The organism is Desulfatitalea tepidiphila, assembly GCF_001293685.1.
In the GTDB taxonomy this organism is placed as follows: Bacteria; Desulfobacterota; Desulfobacteria; order Desulfobacterales; family Desulfosarcinaceae; genus Desulfatitalea; species Desulfatitalea tepidiphila.
In genome coordinates this window covers 2,542,136-2,560,133 of record NZ_BCAG01000003.1, presented here as the reverse complement: position 1 = coordinate 2,560,133, position 17,998 = coordinate 2,542,136, and the positions used below count along the sequence as shown (strand labels likewise).

Genomic DNA, 17,998 nt, shown 5'->3' with positions numbered 1-17,998 from the left:
GTGGAGATCAAGGCGCACGAAAAATTTAACCGCAGGCATGTGGTCGATATTCCGAGGATTAAATTTTTCGTGCAACGCCGATATCGGACCAGTCGGTCATTTGTGGATGGGCACGAACTTAATTCTCCGGAGGTATGATGAGCGTTTTCAAAAATGAGATCAGCCAGGTCGATCACGACGCCTTGGTGCATATCGTGGTCGACGCGTTCAGAAGAATCGTTTTTCATTACGGCGCCTGGTTTGCGGAAGTCGCCCACCAGGTAGGATTGGATAAGGCCCTCTCGGTCGAAGGACGGGTTTGGGATGCCACGCTTTCCAATCAGATCGACCGGCTCGGAAAGACCCTTGGATTCGAAACCGATAACGGCGTGCCGGCCGCGCTGAAGGCGCTGCCCCGGGAAACGCTGCTCGATCTGGTGGAAAAGCTGAGCGTCAACTGGTTGGCCAATGACGGCATCTGGTTCCAGGCCGTCGAAAAGAAATTCGGCATGGGCGACGCGAAACGCTGCAACGACACCTGTTGGACCCGCTTTTCGCCCTTCGAGGCCCACCGGATCAAGGCCCTGCTCAAATTGCCGGACGACGGCGGACTGCCGGCCTTGAAACAAGCGTTGGGACTGCGTCTTTACGCCTTCATCAACGAGCAATCCATAAAAGAGGTCGATGACCATTGCTTTATCTTCGAGATGAACAATTGCCGGGTTCAGGCCGCCCGCAAACGCAAAGGGCTACCCGATTATCCGTGCAAAAGCGCTGGGATGGTCGAGTATCCCTATTTTGCCAGCACCATCGATCCCAGAATTCGGACCGAGTGCATCGGCTGCCCGCCGGACGCGCATCCCGACGAATGGTTTTGCGCCTGGAAGTTTTGCATCGATGGTTGAGGCGCCGGGTGCTGTTGACGATAATGGCGCACCCGCAGGTAACTTCATGCGACTGATCACCGACCATCCGACCATCGACCACCTTTTCGGTCAATGGCGTCATGGGCTGGGAAACGCCTTGGATCCTTATCGCCATCACGTCTACCGGGTCTTCAACCTGGCCTGCACCTACGCGGCTGCGGACCGGGAAACACGGGAGATGCTGGCCGTGGCCGCGGCCTTCCACGATGTCGGCATATGGCTGGACGGGACCTTCGACTATCTGGAGCCTTCTGTTGCACGTGCCCGGGGCTATCTGGCATCCATTGACAGAGAAGCTTGGGCCGATGAGGTTGCCCAGGTGATTCGGCAGCACCACAAAGCCACGCCATGGCCCGGCGGAGGCGCCGTCGAGGCATTTCGCAGGGCGGACTGGATGGATGTAGGCTTGTTCCTGTTGCCCACGCGGATTGAGCGGCCGTTTCTGTCCGCCCTGCTGGGTGCATTTCCGCGGTGCGGTTTCCATCGCATGCTGATCAGGCTGACCCTATCCTGGGGGCGACGCCATCCTCTGGATCCGCTGCCCATGTTCAAATGGTAGCGGATTGTCAGGGACAGGGCCGGGTAGGCACCGTCATGCCAGCGCCTCTCTGACCGCCTTGGCCAGATCGATGAGGGTGTAAGGCTTGCGCAGGTAGCATGACGCGCCCAGGGCCAGTGCCTGGGACACGCGATCGGTTTCGGAGAAGCCGCTGGCCACGATCGCTTTCTGGCCGGGACGGATTTTAAGGATGCGCTGATAGGTTTCCAGACCGTCGATGCCCGGTGCCATGATCATGTCCACAATGAGCAGGTCGCACCTATTGTTCTGCATCCAGGCGATCGCCTCTTCCCCGCTGGCCGCGGCATTCACCCGGTACCCCAGGCTTTCGAGCATGCTGACGGCGATGGTGCGTTGTTCCGCCACATCGTCCACGAACAGCACGTGTTCCCCCTTGCCAAGATAAGGATCCAGCGGCGGATGAAGGGCCTGGCTGGGCGCCGGCGATGCCGTAGCGGGCAAATAGATATCAAAACGGGTGCCTCGCCCGGGCCGGCTGATCACGTCCACGAAGCCGCCGCTGTCTTTCACCGTTCCCCATACCACCGCCAGTCCAAGCCCCGTCCCGCTCCGGCCCATCACCTTCTTGGTGTAAAAGGGCTCGAAGATCCGTTCCAGATCGTCCTCGGAAATTCCCGGACCGGTGTCGGCCACGGATAAAACGATATATTCGCCAGGGGTGATGATTTCATATCCGGTATGCGCTTCGGTCAGGCGGCGGGATTCTACGGAGATGGATAACGCGCCACCATCGGGCATGGCCTCGGCGGCATTGGCAACCAGGTTCATCAATGTTTTTGACAGATGGACCGGTGACCCGGAGGTGCAGGGGACCTGTTCCGGTAATCGGGTGCTCACGCGAACCAATGGATGATAGGAGATGATTTTTTCATGTTCCGGACTGGCTATGTAGTCGTCTACGATCCGATTGACATCTACGACCTGGTTGACCGGCACTCCCCTTCGGGCAAGGGTGAGCAGGTCCTGCACGATGGCGGCCGCTTTTTCGCCGCATTGTTTGATGGTTTCAAGTGGTTTTCGCATCGGGTCCGCCGTCGCCATCTGCATCAACAGCAAATCGGGGTAGCTCAAAATTCCGGATAGAATGTTGTTCAGGTCATGGGCCACGCCGCCGGCAAGGGTGCCCACGGCTTGCATCTTGCGGGCCCTCTGGAATCTGGCCTGAAGCGCTTCTTTTTCCGCCTCGGCGCGCTTTTGGTCGGTGATGTCCATCACCACGACGATGGAACCCCGGGCGGCATCGGAGGGGGTAATGGGCCGAATCTTCAGATGGCATTGGAGGCGGGAGCCGTCTTTGCGGATCACCTCGGTGTCCGGTCGGTCGATTTCAGGTTGCCCCAGTTCGTGAGCCAGATGTTCCATTTTGTGGATGTCTTCGGCATGGGGATAGAAGCGAAGGATGTCGCCAGGGACCTCATGGGTGTTTTCATATCCCAGCATACGGGATAGCGTCTCGTTGGCCCAGGAGATGTTCCGGTGTTGAACGAGTGCGATGCCCACCGGAGAGGCGGCCAGCGTGGTCTTCAATGTCTTTTCGCTCGATTCCAAGGCCTCCTGCGCTTTTTCGGCAGCCACCATGGCGTATCTGGCCAGATACGCGAGGAGGATGAAGTTGACGATGATGTTGCTGGTCGCGATGGCCGTTTGAAGGTCGGCGGCAAGTGTTTTCAGCGGTGGGGTCGCCGAAAGGTAGAGCCAGACATACGTACCGGACAAACCGCACAGGAGCATGACCTTGATGCCTTTTGTCCACGGGGCGATGAAGACGAAAACCGTCAGGCTGAGAATATAATAGTGAAATCCAGCCGCCCAGCCATATGCCAGCGAGCTGTATATGGAGTGCGACGTGATGACCGCGACCCAGATGGTGAAGGCCAGACCGTAAAAGCGGCGATAATTGAGGTACAGACAGACCAGATCGGTCGGAATACAGGCGATATTGATCCACAACGAGATCGGCGCGCCCAGGGCCCAATGGACGGGGATATAGGCAGTGTGGCCGGCCAGTGCGAAGACGAATAGCAAATTACTGGCGATGCCATACCGCTGATATCGGCCGGGCACATTCTCTGGTGCGTTCAAAAGGATCGCCCGAAGGCGGCGCAGGAAATCGAATCTTTCGTTCAATGAGCAGAACTCCTTTTTATCACTCAAAGTCAATCCTTGTCGCTGCCGATCTCGCACGGCGACGGGGATGGCTGGCGTGGGTGAGGCAGGCGGCCAGGGCCACGTGAGCCATGCGGTTGCACAATAATCTGTTTATCGTTATGGTATTTAACTGATTCGACGCAATCAAGTGCAAATATTGTCGGTCCGAAGCCCCCTCTCCGCCGGTCTCAGACACGGCGCCGATATCGGGCCCATTGGTCATATGGGGATGGGCAAAAGTCTGGAGATTAACCATGAGCGATAGCGAAACCATAGAACATAAACTCATCCTGCGCGGTCTGACCCTCGACGATTACGACGATATCAAGCAGATCATGGATCGGGTCTATCCGGGCATGGGCGGGGCCTGGAAACCCGATGAGTATCGGGCCCTGATCGAGCATTTTCCGGAAGGTCAGATCTGCATCGAGGACAACGGGCATGTCGTGGCTGCCGCGCACGCCATCCTGGTGAATGCCGAGGAGTTCGAGAGCCGGCACTCCTATGAGGATGTCATCGACGGAGGCAAGATGACGGCCCATGATCCGGACGGAAACGCCTTGTATGGCATCGACGTCTTCGTGGACCCCGGCTATCGTGGTCTTCGTCTCGGTCGGCGGTTGTATGATGCCCGCAAGGAGCTGTGCGAGAAGCTGAATCTCAAGGGGATCATCTTCGGCGGCCGTATTCCAGGTTATGGCGAGCACGCCGATAAAATGACGCCGTCGGATTATATCCAGAAGGTCAAGGCCAATGAGATTTACGATCCGGTGCTGTCGTTTCAACTTTCCAATGATTTTCACATCAAGAAAGTCCTGAAAAACTATATTGCCGAAGATACCGAATCCGCGTCCTACGGCGTTTTGATGGAGTGGAGCAATATCTTCTATGAAAAACGCCAGAAACTGTTCGGCGGCCGCAAGTCCTATCCGCGCATCGGCGTGGTTCAATGGCAGATGCGACCGTTCAACACAATGGAAGATTTCATGCATCAGGTCGAGTTTTTCGTGGATGCCATGTCCGGCTACAACACGGACTTGATTTTATTTCCGGAACTGCTCAACGCACCCCTACTGAAGAACTTCGATCAGGAAAACCCCACCGAGGCCATGCGCTCGCTGGCCGAATATACCGAAGAGATCCGGGCGGCTTTCGTGAGCATGGCCATCTCCTACAACACCAACATCGTCGCCGGCAGCGTGCCGGTGATAGAAGAAGACCTGCTCTACAATGTCTCGTACCTTTGCCGTCGGGACGGCACCTGGGACGAGCAACGCAAGCTGCATATCACACCCGACGAGGCGCAGTATTGGGGGTTCAGGGGCGGCGAGGAGATCAAGATATTCGATACCGATATCGGCAAAATCGGCATACTCATCTGCTATGACGTGGAGTTTCCGGAACTGGCCCGCTATCTGGTGGACAAAGGCATGGTCCTGCTGTTCGTCCCTTACTGGACCGACACTAAGAACGCCTACCTGCGCGTGCGGCGTTGCGCCCAGGCCCGCGCCATCGAAAACGAATGCTATGTGGCCATTTCCGGAAGCGTCGGCAATTTGCCGAAAGTCGAGAACATGGACATCCAGTATTCCCAATCGGCCGTTTTTACGCCCTCGGACTTCGCCTTTCCCCATGACGCCATCGCCGCCGAGGCGACGCCCAACACGGAGATGACGCTGATGGTGGACCTGGATCTGGATCTGCTCAAAGAGTTGCGTCAACAGGGCAGTGTCCAGAACCTGCTCAGTCGGCGCAAAGAGCTTTACGAGGTGGTCTGGAAACCGGCCAACAACAAGAAGAAAGATTAACCTGGCATTCATAAGGCCTTGATGCAGGTGGTGTGCGATGAAATCAGCGGTGTTCCATGCTTTTGGCGATATCGATGTGATTCGGATCGTAGATTTGGAGATTCCGGCTACAGGAGAGGGTGAGGTCCTGGTCCGTGTTCGTGCCGCGGCGGTCAATCCCAAAGATACCTTCATCCGAAAAGGGCGTTTCGCGGCATTGACCGGATCCGGGTTTCCCATGCGAACCGGATTCGATTTTTCGGGCGAAGTGGCACAGGTGGGAAGCGGCGTGGCAGGCTGTATGAAGGGCGATCCGGTCTACGGCATGCTCGATGGCTGGGAGGGTGGCACCTGTGCCGAGTATCTTGCGGTCAAACCCCACCAACTGAGCATCAAACCCGCCAACCTCTCCTTCGAGGAGGCCGCCGCACTGCCACTCGTTTCGTTGACGGCGTTGCAGGCCTTGCGCGACGAAGCTCATGTCAAGTCCGGTTTCAATGTCTGCATTAACGGTGCCGCGGGTGGCGTGGGCAGCATGGCCGTACAGATCGCCAAATGCTTCGATGCGACGGTCACCGCCATCAGCAGCCGACAAAACCACACATTTCTCAGGGAGCTGGGGGCAAACCGCTGCATAGACTACCATGATACGGACATTACGAGCAGCCAAGAACGGTTCGATATTTTTTTCGACGTGTTCGGCAACCAGTTGTTCGACAACGTACAGCCGATTCTGGCGCCCAAAGGCGTGTGGGTCTCCACGGTGCTGCGGCCCGAGGTCGGCGAGGCGGTGGAACGGACCCGAGATTCAAAGGGGCAGCGTGCCAAGCTGGTCATCGTACGGGCTGACCGGGAGGACCTGGACCAGGTGCGCCAATGGGCCGAGGCCGGCCTGATACGGCCGGTCATCCAACAGGTTTTCCCCCTGGCCGATATCGCTGCCGCCCATCGCCAGCAGGAGAGCAAGCACACCCGCGGAAAACTCGTCGTTACCATCCCTTAGCCGCCGGCATGCATCCCGATAACTTCGAGCACATGCTCATAGATCTGGCAGCCTGAACTTCAACGTCACCTCGCCAGTGTCCCGGTCGATGTGCACCATTTGACCGGACGGGTCGCCGGTGCTGATCTTACGGCCGGTGGCCATCTCCATCAAGCCGCCGAGAGACTGCATCCCGGCATTGAGCACCGCCTCGATTTTTTTCGGGAGGCTGGTGGTTCAACATATCACCGCCTCGGCGTTGCGGCGCGGTTAGCGCACTAGATCCGGATCGCATCATCACCGTAATGGCTATCGATCATTAAAATCGAAGTCCATTTCCTTGCACAATTTTAATAATTTCTTCAAACAGCGCTAATCATCCCCTGATAAACCTTGACCAACTCCTTCGGCATTGCTCACAGCGCGGCCTGCCGAACAGAGTTCTGCCCAAACGAGTTACGGTGCCGGAATTTTTGGGGAAGGGGGGGGTGGATAGGCAAAAGGATAGTTGTGATGATGGGCCATCGAACGATGAAGACCGAACGAATCCATTTATTTTTTTAAACAGAGGGGGAACACGGATGAAGTTGAGAAAATCTGTCCGCACGATGATGCTGGCCATTGCAATGCTCGCTGTCGGAGCCATTGCCAATGCCGGGCAACCGAAATATGTCTTTTTCTTCCTGGGGGATGGTATGTCCAGCTCCCAGATTCAGGCCACCGAAGCCTATTTGACGACCTCGAACGGCGGATCGGCGAGGCTGGCCGAAGATCTATTGAAACCGGAAAACAGGCTCAACATGAGTAAAATGCCGGTGACCGGCATGCAGACCACCTACGATGCCTTTGCCCTGATGACCGATTCGGCTTCTTCGGCCACCGCTTTCGCATGCGGTCTCAAGGCAAAGAGCGGCACGATCGGCATGGATCAGAATCTGGCGAACACCTATAAAAGCATCGCCCAGTTGGCGCATGAAGCGGGAATGAAGGTGGGCATTCTTTCCAGTGTTTCCCTGGATCATGCTACCCCGGCGGCCTATTATGCCAGCGTCGCGAATCGCGGGTATATGAACAATATCGCCACCCAACTGGCCGAATCGGGCTACGAGTTTTTTGGCGGCGGCGGGCTGGTTGCACCCACCGGGCCGGCGCGAAGCGGAGATACCGGCAACAATGTCTGGGATCTTCTGAAGGCCAACGGCTACACGGTGCTCAACGACCGTTCATCCATCGAGGCCCTCAAGGATGAGCCCATGGATAAGGTAGTGTGCATCAATCCCTGGCTGCAGGACAGTTCCGCCATGCCCTATGATGTGGATCGGAAAAATTCCGGAAGTGACAATTTGTCCCTGGCCGAGATGACCGAGGTGGCCATCGCAAATCTGCACTCTGATTCAAAAGGGCCGCATAAAAAATGGGGGCGAAGACCCGGTCGCAACAACGGGTTCTTCATCATGGTGGAAGGCGGCAAGATCGATTGGGCCTGCCATGCCAACGACGCCGTGGCCACCATCGGCGATATGATCGATTTCGACAATGCCATCGGCGTGGCTTTGGATTTTTACCGAAAGCATCCGCATGACACCCTGATCGTGGTGACCGGTGACCATGAGACCGGCGGTATGACCATCGGTCATGCCACCACGGCCTATACGGCCTACTACGACAAATTGATGGCGCAAAATTATAGCTACACCTATTTTGGGGCCAATCAGTGGCTGGATCACAAGGCCGACTATGGCGATGGCTACGCGTATCAAGCTCCCAACAACCTGGAGAGCAACAGCGAAATGATATCTCTCATGAAAGAGGTGTTCGGCCTCGATTATGCGTCGCTGAACGCTTACCAAAAGGAAAAACTCGAAGATGCCTATGACAAGTCCATGTGCGGGACAAACGACAATAGCGCCGACGAGAATACATTGCTCTATGGCTCGTATGAGCCGATCATCGTCACCATCACCCACATTTTAAACGAGAACGCCAGCATCGGCTGGACCTCCTATTCCCACACCGGCGTTCCGGTCCCGCTTTTCGCCCAGGGCCGTGAAGCCTGGCGGTTTGCCGGCTTCTATGACAACACCGACATCGCCAAAAAGCTGGCCAAGGCGATGGATGTCGGGGAACTGCCCGTTGAGAAGTAGGTCTTGAGCTTTTATTTTTTTCCAACGGCGCCGGTGGGACACGGCGCCGTTTCGTTATGCTTTCTCGGGAAAGGACATCAAGGGTTGGAAAACAAAAGGGAGTGGCTTTTTTCTCTGATCATCGCGGGGATATGCCTGGTGCTGGCGTTTGTGAACCTGGCGCCGATGAGTGCCGCCCAGCGTGGTATGCATGCCCGTGGCCGCATCGTCGCAGTGGACAACACCCACGTGCGCCAGAATTTGATCGTGCGAACCGAGGCCCAAGTGCTCACGGTTCGGCTTCTGGACGGCCCTCACAAAGGCGATGAATTTTCCATCACCAATATGTTGACCGGGAAAATGGAGTTCGATGAATTCTACGAAACCGGTGGGGTCATCCTGGTGGAATACGACGTCGTTGACGGAAAGCCGCGCCATGGCGTGGCGCGCGGCTACTACCGGCTGGGCAGGCAGGCCATGCTGATCGTTCTCTTCGGTTTGCTGTTGGTCTCCGTTGCCGGTGTGACGGGATTGAAGGCCGTGCTCTCCTTTGTGTTTGCCGCCATGGTGCTCTGGAAAATCTATTTCCCCTTGCTGCTGCAGGGCTATCCTCCCCTGGCCGGCGGTTTGGGCGTGGTGGCCTTGCTGACGGCCGTGATCACCTTTTCGGTGGGAGGTATCAACCGCCGCGGCGTGGCGACTTTCCTGGGGTCAATGATGGGCGTCCTGTTGACCTGCACCCTGGCCGTCTGGTTCGCCAAGGCCTTTGCACTGCACGGCGCCGTGCGACCGTTTGCCGAGACGCTGCTCTATTCGGGATACATCGAGCTGCGATTGACCGATATATTCATCGCCAGCGTCTTCATCGCTTCATCGGGTGCGGTCATGGATCTGGCCATGGATGTTGCGGCAAGCATGGATGAAATCAAACGCAAGCATCCGGCCATCGGCGTCATGGAACACATCCGCTCCGGCCTCCGCGTGGGACGGGCGGTAGTCGGCACCATGACGACCACGCTTTTGCTGGCCTATTCGAGCAGCCATATCACCATGTTTCTGCTTTTCATGGCCAAGGGGCTGCCAATGGAAAACCTGCTCAATGCGCCTTTTGTCGCCGCCGAAGTGCTCAATATCCTGGTGGGCAGTTTCGGCCTGGTCACCGTGGCGCCGTTTACGGCCCTGGTTTCCGGTCTGCTTTATCAGAAAACCGCCGAATCGGCATCGGTTCCAGGTTGTGAAAACGCCTAGCCGGCATCCACCTTTTTCAAAAAGTCGATGATCGCCCGGTTGCACGCTTCGGGTTGTTCGATCAGGATCTGGTGTCCGCCGCCCTGGATCACGATGAATTCGGCGTTGGGGATGCGTTCGGCCAGAATCCGCGAATTGTCAGGCGGAATCAGCACATCATCGGCGCCGGTCATGACCAGGGTGGGCGTCGTTATCCGTTGTAAACGATCATAGGCATCGTGGTTTTGAATCGCCTTCATCTGGCGCTGCAGGATTTCGCCGTCGGCCGGATGCTTCATGGAGACCGCGGCATATTCCTGGACCACCGATAGACGCCCGGAAAGGGTTTGCGGTGCGAAAAAGACCCCGGCCGCCTCGAGACGGGCCTCCATGCTCTGATCCACGGCCATGCGCTCGACGGCGGCCATCACCTTGTCTTCGGCCTTCACCTGGTGCCACCCGCCGCAGTGGGTTACGACCAGAATCAATCCCCTGACCCGCCGGGGGTGGCCGAGGGCCAGTTCCTGGGCGATCATGCCTCCCATGGAAAGCCCCAGGATATGGGCGCGGGAGATCTCGAGGCCGTCCATCAGGTCGACCACATCTTCGGCCATGTCCCGAATCGTAAAGTCGCCGCCGGGATCACTGGATCGGGCGATGGCACGATTGTCGAAGGTGATGACCCGATAATGTCTGGACAGATCCGGAACCTGGGCGTACCAGTGGTCGGCATTGCTGCCCAGACCACGGATCAGGACCAGCGGATCGCCCTGGCCGGTGGATTCGTAGTAGAAATTGATGTTGCCATGGTGGATATAAGGCATGGTCGCTCCTTTATTCTTCGGTTGCCTCTCCCAGGACCGAGGGGTCGAAAATGTCCGGAAAATAGTAACGCAGCACTTGGGTTGGAAAGCCGATGGTCAATGGCGCGCGGTGGGATGACGAGCAGACCAGTCCCTCCCGAACCAGCTGGCTGACGATGCGTCGGGCGTGTCGATCGGTTTGATGGTCCATGCCCATGATCGATCGAGCCTCCCCCCTCGGCACTTCGCCCTGCAGGAAAAGCGCCTTGAGCAGCTTGGCGGAGCGTTGATCCAACGGGTCCGTCGCGCCTCGTGTCTTGTCGCGGTCCCGGATGTAGCCTTCGATACGGGCATCGATTCGGTTCAAACCGAGGATTTTGTCCATGAACCGGATTTGATCCAGGCAAACCTCCAGGAAGTAGAGGCAGAAATCGGCGAAATAGTCCTGGTCGAATCCCTTCCGATCTTCGTCGGGTGAATCCGCTGACCGCAGATTGGTCATGTACCACTGCTTATCTCTAGAAAACCCGCGCGACAGGGACCATAGATTGCTTCGGTTGATGCCGGCGTGCGCCAGGTATAAACCGGAAAAGAGCCGAGTGACGCGGCCGTTGCCATCGCGGAAAGGGTGGAGCCATACCAGGCGGTGGTGACTCGCGGCGATGGCGATCAAACGCTCGTCGCCGTGAAAGTTGACCGGATCGTAAGCCCGGCTGAATTCGGCAAACGTGGCGGGCAACCGGTCGGCGGAGGGCCCGTGGGGCGTCAGGCCGCCATCCAGAGAGACCTGGCCGTCGCGCATCTGTCCAGGAAGAACTGCATGGCGCGTAAAACCGCCCTGGTCATGGACGAAGAGATGGTGGGAGGGCAACTGTTCATAGATGGTCCGGTGAATCCGGCTCACGAAATCTTCGGCGCAGATGTTGACCGGAGGGGTCTCCAGGACCTCGGCCATCAGGACGCGTTCTGCCCGCACATGGGCCGCGCACAACTCCTGGGCATAGCGTTTCTGTTCGTCGCCCGAAAAGTCCTGCTGCAAGGCGGCCTCGATGTCCAGGATGGAGGTCTTGTGCCCTTCGATCAAATTGGAGTGGTAGCTGTTGAGAAAGCGTAAGCGATCGCCGAGGGCCGCAGCCGTGCGGACGGCGATGCGGCCCTCCAGGGTTGATGAGGCGATGACCACCTCCTGGGCCATGTCCTTCAGCTCACCCAGCCGTCGGCGTGGTATCGCCGGGTCGAAGGAGAGGTCGAGGAGGTGAGTGGCCATACGACTCCGATGTCCGGTTTCATGTCCAGTTTAATGGGAAATTATATTCTAAAAAAAATAAAAAATAAAGGCATATTATAAAAATATGAGTGTTTTTATCCCATTTATTTCCGGTAAATATGTCCGGATCTATGTCCGCTTATTGCACCCAGCTCAGGATGGCGGTTCCGAGGATGACGCCAATGATGCCGAACATGCGCTGGCCCTGCTCGGAAACTTTTTCAAAATACCACTGGGTCATGCGGCTGAAGATCTTCTGGGGGTCGGTGTAGGCCAACACGCCTTTTCCGATGGCCAGAAGGCCGATCAAACGAAAGATCCACGGATAGACGACGGCCGAACCGGATATCAAAAACAACACGCCAAGCACTGCGGGTACGGCTGCGATGTATTTCGGCGGATATTTTTGAAATAACCCTTTGAGCATCTCCACGGTGGCGGTCGTGTAAAGAATCAGGCAGGAGAAACCGGCGATGCTTCCCACACCCAGTAGATAGGCGATCACTTTCATGATATTGGACTCCTTTGATTTGATAGGTGAAGGTGAGGCGGGACTTTCTTTTTGATGGCACCAAATCCTGATGGTGTCAAGGCAGGGCTTATAAATTTCGTTCAGCGCAAGGTTCCTGCGCCCAGAGACCTATATTCGGGTCCTTGAACCGATCAAAACCGTCGCTCAGGAGGCGATATCTACGGCGTCATCGCTCCGCTTTCAGTCGATCTCCAGTTTTCGATATCCTACGTCATCGTAATATTTGATTCTGCTTTCGGTGGGGTTGAAGGACAAAGGCCTGGCCCTTGGACCTTGCACGTGTTGGGGGTCGACCTCAGGGTTTGGCCTTGTTGAATCAGGGTGGGATGGTGGCCGATCAGCGTTGTCCTCCTCCATCGCCGTGATGTCATCGGTCGTTGAAATTTCCAGGTCGGAAGGCGGAGGCGGAACCTTGGTGCGGTAGGGCGCGGGGAGGGTGACCATATCCGATTCGTTTCCTTCGATATCCACCGCTGTAATCCCCAACATGATGCTCGTTTCATAACGAGTATCCAGCTTCAGCACATCGGGCAGGCAGACTTCGCGAACCTTTCCCAGCTCGAAAAAGTTGGAATCGTAGTTGACCCGATCCCCTTTGGACCAATAGAGCCGATAACCGATGACCTCTTCTGAATTCGATGGTTGCCAAGTTAATTTGCACTTACTGATCTTTCCCATACATCTCCCCCTCAGCGCGTGATGCCATGATGCGTGTCCAATAGGATGCCAACCATTCGTTTGCACAAATCTATATCAGCTGGGCCTTTCAACCGTCAATACGGCATCGGCCACCTGCTCCACCCGAGCCCGGTTGAATGAATCGAATTCAGTTAGAATCGCTGGAAGAAACGTGACCATATTGCATTATTTTTCGCTTTCCAGTACCTTCGAATTCTCCGAATCTGCTGATCCGTCGGACTGGTGGTGTGCTGATAGGAAATCGGATTTAAAAATTCAACCCAAGGAATGATGATGGCCCTGAACAGGATGAGTGCTGCGGACGCCGTCGGGAAGTACATCAAGGATGGCGACCAGATCGCCCTCGGCGGATTTACCGTGAACCGGAATCCAATGCTGATGATTCGCGAGATCATCAGGCAGAAAATCAAAGACCTCTATCTCGTCGTTCACTCCCATGGACAGGGAATGGAACTGCTGATCGGCGCCGGATGTGTGAAGCGCGTCGAACTGGCATACGGCGGCGTGGCACGATTCGCGCCAACCGGGCATCGCTTCAAAAAGGCGTTTCTGGATAAAACCATCGAGGTAGAAGACTATTCGAATTTCCACATGACACTCCGTTTCCTGGCCGGCGCCATGGGGTTGCCGTTTGTGGCTACCAAATCCGGTCTCAATACCGATATCGTCCGACGCTCCGGCTTTTCCGCCGCATGCCGCGGAAAAGACCGGGTACCGGAGCACAAGCTGAAAATCATCGATGATCCGCTTGACCCGAACGGCGGCGAGGTCATCGTGTTGCCGCCGCTCAAACCGGATGTCGCCATCCTGCATGCCCAATTTGTCGGGGATGAGGGAACCTGCCGTATCTGCGGCCTCTCCTTCGCCGATATCGAGCAGGCGAAAGCGGCCAAAACCGTGATCGTTACCTGCGAGGAGATCATACCGGAGGATATTATCCGTCAGGAACCGGATCAGAACAGCCTGCCGCATTTCATGGTGGACGCCGTCATTGTCGCTCCTTTCGGTGCCCACCCCACGGCGTGCCACAAGTTTTACGATTACGATCCCGTGCATTTGAATCTCTTTAAAAACATGGCCCGTGAGGACGATCGCTTCGCCGACTATCTGAACGAATGGGTGTATTCCCTGGACAGCCAGGAAGCGTATCTGGAGAAGGTGGGTATCAGGAACATTTTGAAAATAAAGGCGAATTCAGCTTTGGGATACGCTCCGGGACTGGATCGACGATAGGACCAACCATGGAAAATTATACTGCCAACGAGATAATGGCCCTGAGTGCCGGCCGGCTTGTCAAAAACGGAGACATATTGTTCGCCGGTACGGGGTTGAGCATGCTGGCGGCAACGGTAGCCAAGCGCATCCATGCCCCGGAGGCCGTCGTCTTCTTTGAAACCGGTGGCATCGATCCCAGCTTGGACGAACTTCCCCTGGCCGTTGCCGACCCTCGCGTCATGGTGGGCACCTCGATCAACACCAGCCTGGTCGACGCGCTCAGTCTGCTGGGTCACTCGAAGTTCCGGACGATCGCTTTTTTGGGGGCGGCCCAGATTGATTGTTACGGCAACCTGAATTCAACCCTTCTGGGTAGCTATGAGCATCCCCGGCAGCGGTTTCCCGGGTCGGGCGGGGCTTGTGATGCCGCCAGCATGGCTTATGGGGTGATTATTTTCATGCAGCACCAACGCCAGCGGTTTGTAGAGAAACTTGACTATTTTACGAGTCCCGGCTGGCTGACCGGCGGCGACTCCCGGCGTCAAGCAGGATTCGACCGCGGCGGGCCGATAGCGGTGGTCACCAATCTATGCGTGATGAAATTCGATGAACACACCAAAATGATGTATCTCGATGAATATTATCCCTTCACCGACCCTGGAAAAGTGGCCTCGGAAACAGGATTCGATTTGGACATTTCGAGGGCCAGAATGGCATCCCCTCCCTCTGAGAGTGAACTGGCCACGTTGCGCAGCAGCGTAGACCCGCAACGCCTGATCCTGGGGCCGATGCCGAAACCGCAGGCTGCAGCAGGCAACACCTGATCGGACGGAGTGCTTCACCCGGTGCTGCATGGTTGTCATTTTAAATTCAGGGGTCATTTTTTAAGAGGACAGTGATGGGGTATCTGTTTTTGTGATGGTTGAACATCGATCCAAAGGGGCAAAGTGGGCAAAGCATGGTTAAGGACAATCCGAAGCAGCAGCTGGTCGCCAATCGCGAGACACTGGAGCGCATATTTCATCGGCCTGAAAATGATCAATCCCGAGTGGTGCTCACCAAGTACATGGAACAAATCCTGTTCGGGCTGCACGACTTTCTACGCGAACACGTCGGGATCACGGAAGAGATCTCGCTCAGGTTGCTGGCCTCCCGCTTTACCTCATCGGACATCGCCCGAAGCCCGGTCAAAAAGCTGGCCGATGTGATTTCCGAGATCATCGAGGAGATCGCTCCCCACGCCGTCAATGTCTCTTCACCCTATTTTGTCGGCCACATGACATCGGCGATTCCGTTTTTCATGGTCCACCTGAGCACCATTGTTGCCGCCTTGAATCAGAACCCCGTCAAACTGGAGACTTCCAAAGTGGTGAGCGTCTACGAACGACAGGTTCTGGCCAAGGTTCATCGGTTGTTGTTTGGCTTGGACCAGGAATTTTACGACACCAATGTCCAGAAACCCGAAAGCACGCTCGGGTCGTTCGTCGAGGATGGGACCCTGGCCAACCTCACCGCCCTATGGGTGGCCCGAAACCGGTTGTTCTCACCCTCGTCGGGCCACGCCGGCGTCGAACAGGAGGGGTTGGCCGCAGCCATGGAGGCGCGCGGCATCCGGCGGGTCAGGGTGCTCGTTTCGGAACTCTGCCATTATTCGATACGCAAGGCGGCCGGCGTGCTGGGGTTGGGAAGCCAGGCCGTGGTGCCCATTCCCGTCGACCACAGCAACCGGATGGATGTCCAGGCATTGAGGCGGGTGGTAGAAGAGATGCGCCGCGACACGGGAACCGCTGTCCTGGCCGTCATCGGCATTGCCGGTACCACGGAAACGGGTGCCGTGGATCCACTCCACGCCATTGCGGACCTGTGCCGCGAACATCGCATCCATTTTCATGTGGATGCGGCCTGGGGCGGGCCTGTATTGCTTTCCCAGCGCTACGCCGGCCTGCTGGAGGGCATCCAGAGAGCCGATTCCGTGACCATCGACGGCCATAAGCAGTTTTATCTTCCCATGAGCTGTGGTATGGTGTTTTTTAAAGATCCGGAAGCCATGGATGCGGTGGCCTATCATGCGGCCTACATCAATCGTCCGGGTTCGGTGGATCTGGGCATCCGTTCCCTTGCAGGCTCTCGTTCCGCTACTTCGCTGGTTCTGGGCAGCGCCCTGGACATCATGGGGTCTGGAGGATATGCGCTTCTTATCGACCATGGCATCGAAACGGCGCGTGCGTTCGCCGAAGAGATTCGTCGGCGTCCCATGTTCGAGCTGGTCACGGCGCCCGAGCTCAATATTCTCACCTATCGTATCGCACCCGGGCAGTGGCGCGCATCATCCGATATAGATGAAGATAAATCGCTGGATATGCTGAACCGGATCAATATCCGGCTGCAGCGGTTGCAGCGGGAAGCGGGCAACAGTTTTGTGTCGCGTACCACCCTGAGGCGTTTCGGCCAGCCGGACACCGTCGTGCTTCGAGCAGTGATCATGAATCCACGCACGACACCGGAAATATTGCGGTCCATACTCGCCGAGCAAGAGAATATTTACCTGGAGCGAATTGCCCCTTCCCTGCCAAGACCATAGAGTGCGATACCCGGCACCCCTTGAATACCACCTGGCCACATGCATCGAAAAGCAGGGAGGCCTCTTTGATTGAAGTCCTCCCCATTGGTCGTTTAATGGAGCGGATACCGTGAAATATAACGGAAACCTTAAAGTTTCACGGTTTCCGCAGCTCGTCAGAGACGATCAAAAATAACCCTTGTCATAATTATTAACTATCAAAATCAATAAGATGTTTCTTTATTGATGTCGATTTAGGCAACGGCAAGCATATTGCGATAGTTTCAATTCAGGAGGGCTTTTCAACACAACAGGCGGTGAGACCATGGTACGGATGACAGTCGTTGCGAGAGTGCGGCCAGAAAAGCGGGGTGAACTGCTGGACGCGATGCGTTCCCTGCAAAGGGACAGGCTCTTGGAACGAGGCATCTGCGCATCGCGTGTCTATGAGTGCAAGGAAGATACGACCCATTTGGTCCTCATTGATGAATGGGAAAAAGAAGAGAACCTGCGAAGCTATACCGACAAAGAGGGATTCAGGGTCCTGCTCGGAGCCCTCAGGACGCTGTGTGCCGAGGCGGATGTCAAGTATGACGCGATTAACGATCGTGGAGACGGGTTAAGGCTCTACGGCTTCGATGGATTCACCGACAACAAGCAGACGAACTAAATCAAAGAAGGAGAAGCGACATGTTCAAGGAATTCAAGGAATTTGCAATGCGGGGCAACGTCGTGGACATGGCCGTGGGCATTATTATCGGCGCCGCTTTCGGGACCATCGTCAAGTCCCTCGTGGATGATGTGATCATGCCGCCCATCGGTTTGCTCCTGGGCAGTGTCGACTTTTCCGATCTGTTTGTCACGCTTAAAGAAGGCGCTACCGCAGGACCCTATCTTACGCTTGCGGCAGCCAAGGAGGCCGGTGCCGTTACATTGAGCTATGGTGCTTTTTTAAATACTATCGTCAGTTTTTTGATTGTCGCCTTTTCGGTGTTTCTGCTGGTCAAAGGCATGAATTCGCTGAAGCGCAAGGAAGAAGCGCCGGCCGCCGCGCCCACGACCAAAGAGTGTCCTTACTGTTACTCTACGATACCGATCAAGGCGACCAAATGCCCCCAATGCACTTCCACTCTTTAGCTGTTGTCCTGGGCTGTCAGCGGGCAGACGATT

17 protein-coding genes are annotated in these 17,998 nt (G+C 56.3%); 11 read left to right on the top strand and 6 right to left on the bottom strand.

Going from position 1 to position 17,998, the window contains the following annotated elements:
- The first annotated feature begins 137 nt into the window (after nucleotides 1–137).
- Together DFT_RS15950 and DFT_RS15945 are read left to right on the top strand one after the other, a co-directional pair.
- Complete coding sequence (locus DFT_RS15950; protein WP_054032138.1) at nucleotides 138–884, top strand: DUF6125 family protein; 747 nt, start codon at nucleotides 138–140, stop codon at nucleotides 882–884.
- A 46-nt stretch (nucleotides 885–930) separates the two neighbouring features.
- A complete protein-coding gene (locus DFT_RS15945) occupies nucleotides 931–1,464 on the top strand; it encodes an HD domain-containing protein (protein WP_054032137.1) in 534 nt (177 codons plus the stop codon).
- 33 nt (nucleotides 1,465–1,497) lie between these two features.
- Here DFT_RS15945 and DFT_RS15940 read toward each other — a convergent pair whose 3' ends face one another.
- Nucleotides 1,498–3,612: a hybrid sensor histidine kinase/response regulator gene (locus DFT_RS15940; RefSeq protein WP_054032136.1), complete on the bottom strand. Its 2,115-nt coding sequence runs from the start codon at nucleotides 3,610–3,612 to the stop codon at nucleotides 1,498–1,500.
- Nucleotides 3,613–3,887: 275 nt separating this feature from the next.
- On the opposite strand from DFT_RS15940, the gene DFT_RS15930 reads away from it, so the two are divergent.
- Both DFT_RS15930 and DFT_RS15925 read left to right on the top strand, forming a co-directional pair.
- A complete protein-coding gene (locus DFT_RS15930; protein ID WP_054032134.1) occupies nucleotides 3,888–5,441 on the top strand; it encodes a bifunctional GNAT family N-acetyltransferase/carbon-nitrogen hydrolase family protein in 1,554 nt (517 codons plus the stop codon).
- Nucleotides 5,442–5,478: 37 nt separating this feature from the next.
- Nucleotides 5,479–6,423, top strand: a complete 945-nt coding sequence (locus tag DFT_RS15925; RefSeq protein ID WP_054032133.1) for an NADP-dependent oxidoreductase — start codon at nucleotides 5,479–5,481, stop codon at nucleotides 6,421–6,423.
- 36 nt (nucleotides 6,424–6,459) lie between these two features.
- Here the strand turns inward: DFT_RS15925 and DFT_RS27015 are convergent, their stop codons facing one another.
- Complete coding sequence (locus DFT_RS27015; RefSeq protein ID WP_268750679.1) at nucleotides 6,460–6,594, bottom strand: hypothetical protein; 135 nt, start codon at nucleotides 6,592–6,594, stop codon at nucleotides 6,460–6,462.
- Between the two features lie 389 nt (nucleotides 6,595–6,983).
- Between DFT_RS27015 and DFT_RS15920 the strand changes: the two genes are divergently transcribed.
- The gene (locus tag DFT_RS15920; RefSeq protein WP_054032132.1) at nucleotides 6,984–8,546 is read left to right on the top strand and encodes an alkaline phosphatase; all 1,563 of its coding nucleotides are present in this window, start codon (nucleotides 6,984–6,986) and stop codon (nucleotides 8,544–8,546) included.
- Between the two features lie 84 nt (nucleotides 8,547–8,630).
- Nucleotides 8,631–9,773, top strand: a complete 1,143-nt coding sequence (locus tag DFT_RS15915) for a YibE/F family protein (protein WP_054032131.1) — start codon at nucleotides 8,631–8,633, stop codon at nucleotides 9,771–9,773.
- Here the strand turns inward: DFT_RS15915 and DFT_RS15910 are convergent.
- The 4 genes from DFT_RS15910 to DFT_RS15895 form a co-directional block, all read right to left on the bottom strand.
- Nucleotides 9,770–10,576 carry an alpha/beta fold hydrolase gene (locus tag DFT_RS15910; RefSeq protein WP_054032130.1) on the bottom strand — a complete coding sequence of 269 codons (807 nt, stop codon included), beginning with the start codon at nucleotides 10,574–10,576 and terminating at the stop codon, nucleotides 9,770–9,772. The two genes, DFT_RS15915 and DFT_RS15910, sit on opposite strands and share 4 nt — an antisense overlap.
- Nucleotides 10,577–10,586: 10 nt before the next feature.
- Nucleotides 10,587–11,822, bottom strand: a complete 1,236-nt coding sequence (locus tag DFT_RS15905) for a Fic family protein (RefSeq protein WP_054032129.1) — start codon at nucleotides 11,820–11,822, stop codon at nucleotides 10,587–10,589.
- A 139-nt stretch (nucleotides 11,823–11,961) separates the two neighbouring features.
- Nucleotides 11,962–12,333 (bottom strand): hypothetical protein, encoded by a 372-nt coding sequence (locus DFT_RS15900; protein ID WP_054032128.1) that lies wholly within the window; start codon nucleotides 12,331–12,333, stop codon nucleotides 11,962–11,964.
- Between the two features lie 201 nt (nucleotides 12,334–12,534).
- Nucleotides 12,535–13,032 carry a hypothetical protein gene (locus tag DFT_RS15895; RefSeq protein WP_054032127.1) on the bottom strand — a complete coding sequence of 166 codons (498 nt, stop codon included), beginning with the start codon at nucleotides 13,030–13,032 and terminating at the stop codon, nucleotides 12,535–12,537.
- Between the two features lie 294 nt (nucleotides 13,033–13,326).
- On the opposite strand from DFT_RS15895, the gene DFT_RS15890 reads away from it, so the two are divergent.
- From DFT_RS15890 to mscL, 5 genes are all read left to right on the top strand, one after another.
- Nucleotides 13,327–14,286 (top strand): CoA transferase subunit A, encoded by a 960-nt coding sequence (locus tag DFT_RS15890; RefSeq protein ID WP_200907067.1) that lies wholly within the window; start codon nucleotides 13,327–13,329, stop codon nucleotides 14,284–14,286.
- Nucleotides 14,287–14,294: 8 nt separating this feature from the next.
- A complete protein-coding gene (locus DFT_RS15885) occupies nucleotides 14,295–15,092 on the top strand; it encodes a CoA-transferase subunit beta (protein WP_054032125.1) in 798 nt (265 codons plus the stop codon).
- Between the two features lie 134 nt (nucleotides 15,093–15,226).
- Nucleotides 15,227–16,849, top strand: a complete 1,623-nt coding sequence (locus tag DFT_RS15880; RefSeq protein ID WP_054032124.1) for a pyridoxal-dependent decarboxylase — start codon at nucleotides 15,227–15,229, stop codon at nucleotides 16,847–16,849.
- Between the two features lie 304 nt (nucleotides 16,850–17,153).
- A complete protein-coding gene (locus tag DFT_RS15875; protein WP_054032123.1) occupies nucleotides 17,154–17,498 on the top strand; it encodes a putative quinol monooxygenase in 345 nt (114 codons plus the stop codon).
- A 20-nt stretch (nucleotides 17,499–17,518) separates the two neighbouring features.
- Nucleotides 17,519–17,965: a large conductance mechanosensitive channel protein MscL gene (mscL, locus tag DFT_RS15870; RefSeq protein ID WP_054032122.1), complete on the top strand. Its 447-nt coding sequence runs from the start codon at nucleotides 17,519–17,521 to the stop codon at nucleotides 17,963–17,965.
- The last annotated feature ends 33 nt before the right edge of the window (nucleotides 17,966–17,998 follow it).

Bases quoted from the DNA above. Each gene is read 5' to 3' on its own strand.
- DFT_RS15945 (WP_054032137.1), top strand. From the start codon at position 931: ATGCGACTGATCACCGACCATCCGACCATCGACCACCTTTTCGGTCAA.
- DFT_RS15905 (WP_054032129.1), bottom strand. From the start codon at position 11,822: ATGGCCACTCACCTCCTCGACCTCTCCTTCGACCCGGCGATACCACGC.
- DFT_RS27015 (WP_268750679.1), bottom strand. From the start codon at position 6,594: ATGCAGTCTCTCGGCGGCTTGATGGAGATGGCCACCGGCCGTAAGATC.
- DFT_RS15950 (WP_054032138.1), top strand. From the start codon at position 138: ATGAGCGTTTTCAAAAATGAGATCAGCCAGGTCGATCACGACGCCTTG.
- DFT_RS15885 (WP_054032125.1), top strand. From the start codon at position 14,295: ATGGAAAATTATACTGCCAACGAGATAATGGCCCTGAGTGCCGGCCGG.
- DFT_RS15890 (WP_200907067.1), top strand. From the start codon at position 13,327: ATGGCCCTGAACAGGATGAGTGCTGCGGACGCCGTCGGGAAGTACATC.
- DFT_RS15900 (WP_054032128.1), bottom strand. From the start codon at position 12,333: ATGAAAGTGATCGCCTATCTACTGGGTGTGGGAAGCATCGCCGGTTTC.
- DFT_RS15920 (WP_054032132.1), top strand. From the start codon at position 6,984: ATGAAGTTGAGAAAATCTGTCCGCACGATGATGCTGGCCATTGCAATG.
- DFT_RS15895 (WP_054032127.1), bottom strand. From the start codon at position 13,032: ATGGGAAAGATCAGTAAGTGCAAATTAACTTGGCAACCATCGAATTCA.
- DFT_RS15880 (WP_054032124.1), top strand. From the start codon at position 15,227: ATGGTTAAGGACAATCCGAAGCAGCAGCTGGTCGCCAATCGCGAGACA.
- DFT_RS15910 (WP_054032130.1), bottom strand. From the start codon at position 10,576: ATGCCTTATATCCACCATGGCAACATCAATTTCTACTACGAATCCACC.
- mscL (WP_054032122.1), top strand. From the start codon at position 17,519: ATGTTCAAGGAATTCAAGGAATTTGCAATGCGGGGCAACGTCGTGGAC.
- DFT_RS15930 (WP_054032134.1), top strand. From the start codon at position 3,888: ATGAGCGATAGCGAAACCATAGAACATAAACTCATCCTGCGCGGTCTG.
- DFT_RS15925 (WP_054032133.1), top strand. From the start codon at position 5,479: ATGAAATCAGCGGTGTTCCATGCTTTTGGCGATATCGATGTGATTCGG.
- DFT_RS15875 (WP_054032123.1), top strand. From the start codon at position 17,154: ATGGTACGGATGACAGTCGTTGCGAGAGTGCGGCCAGAAAAGCGGGGT.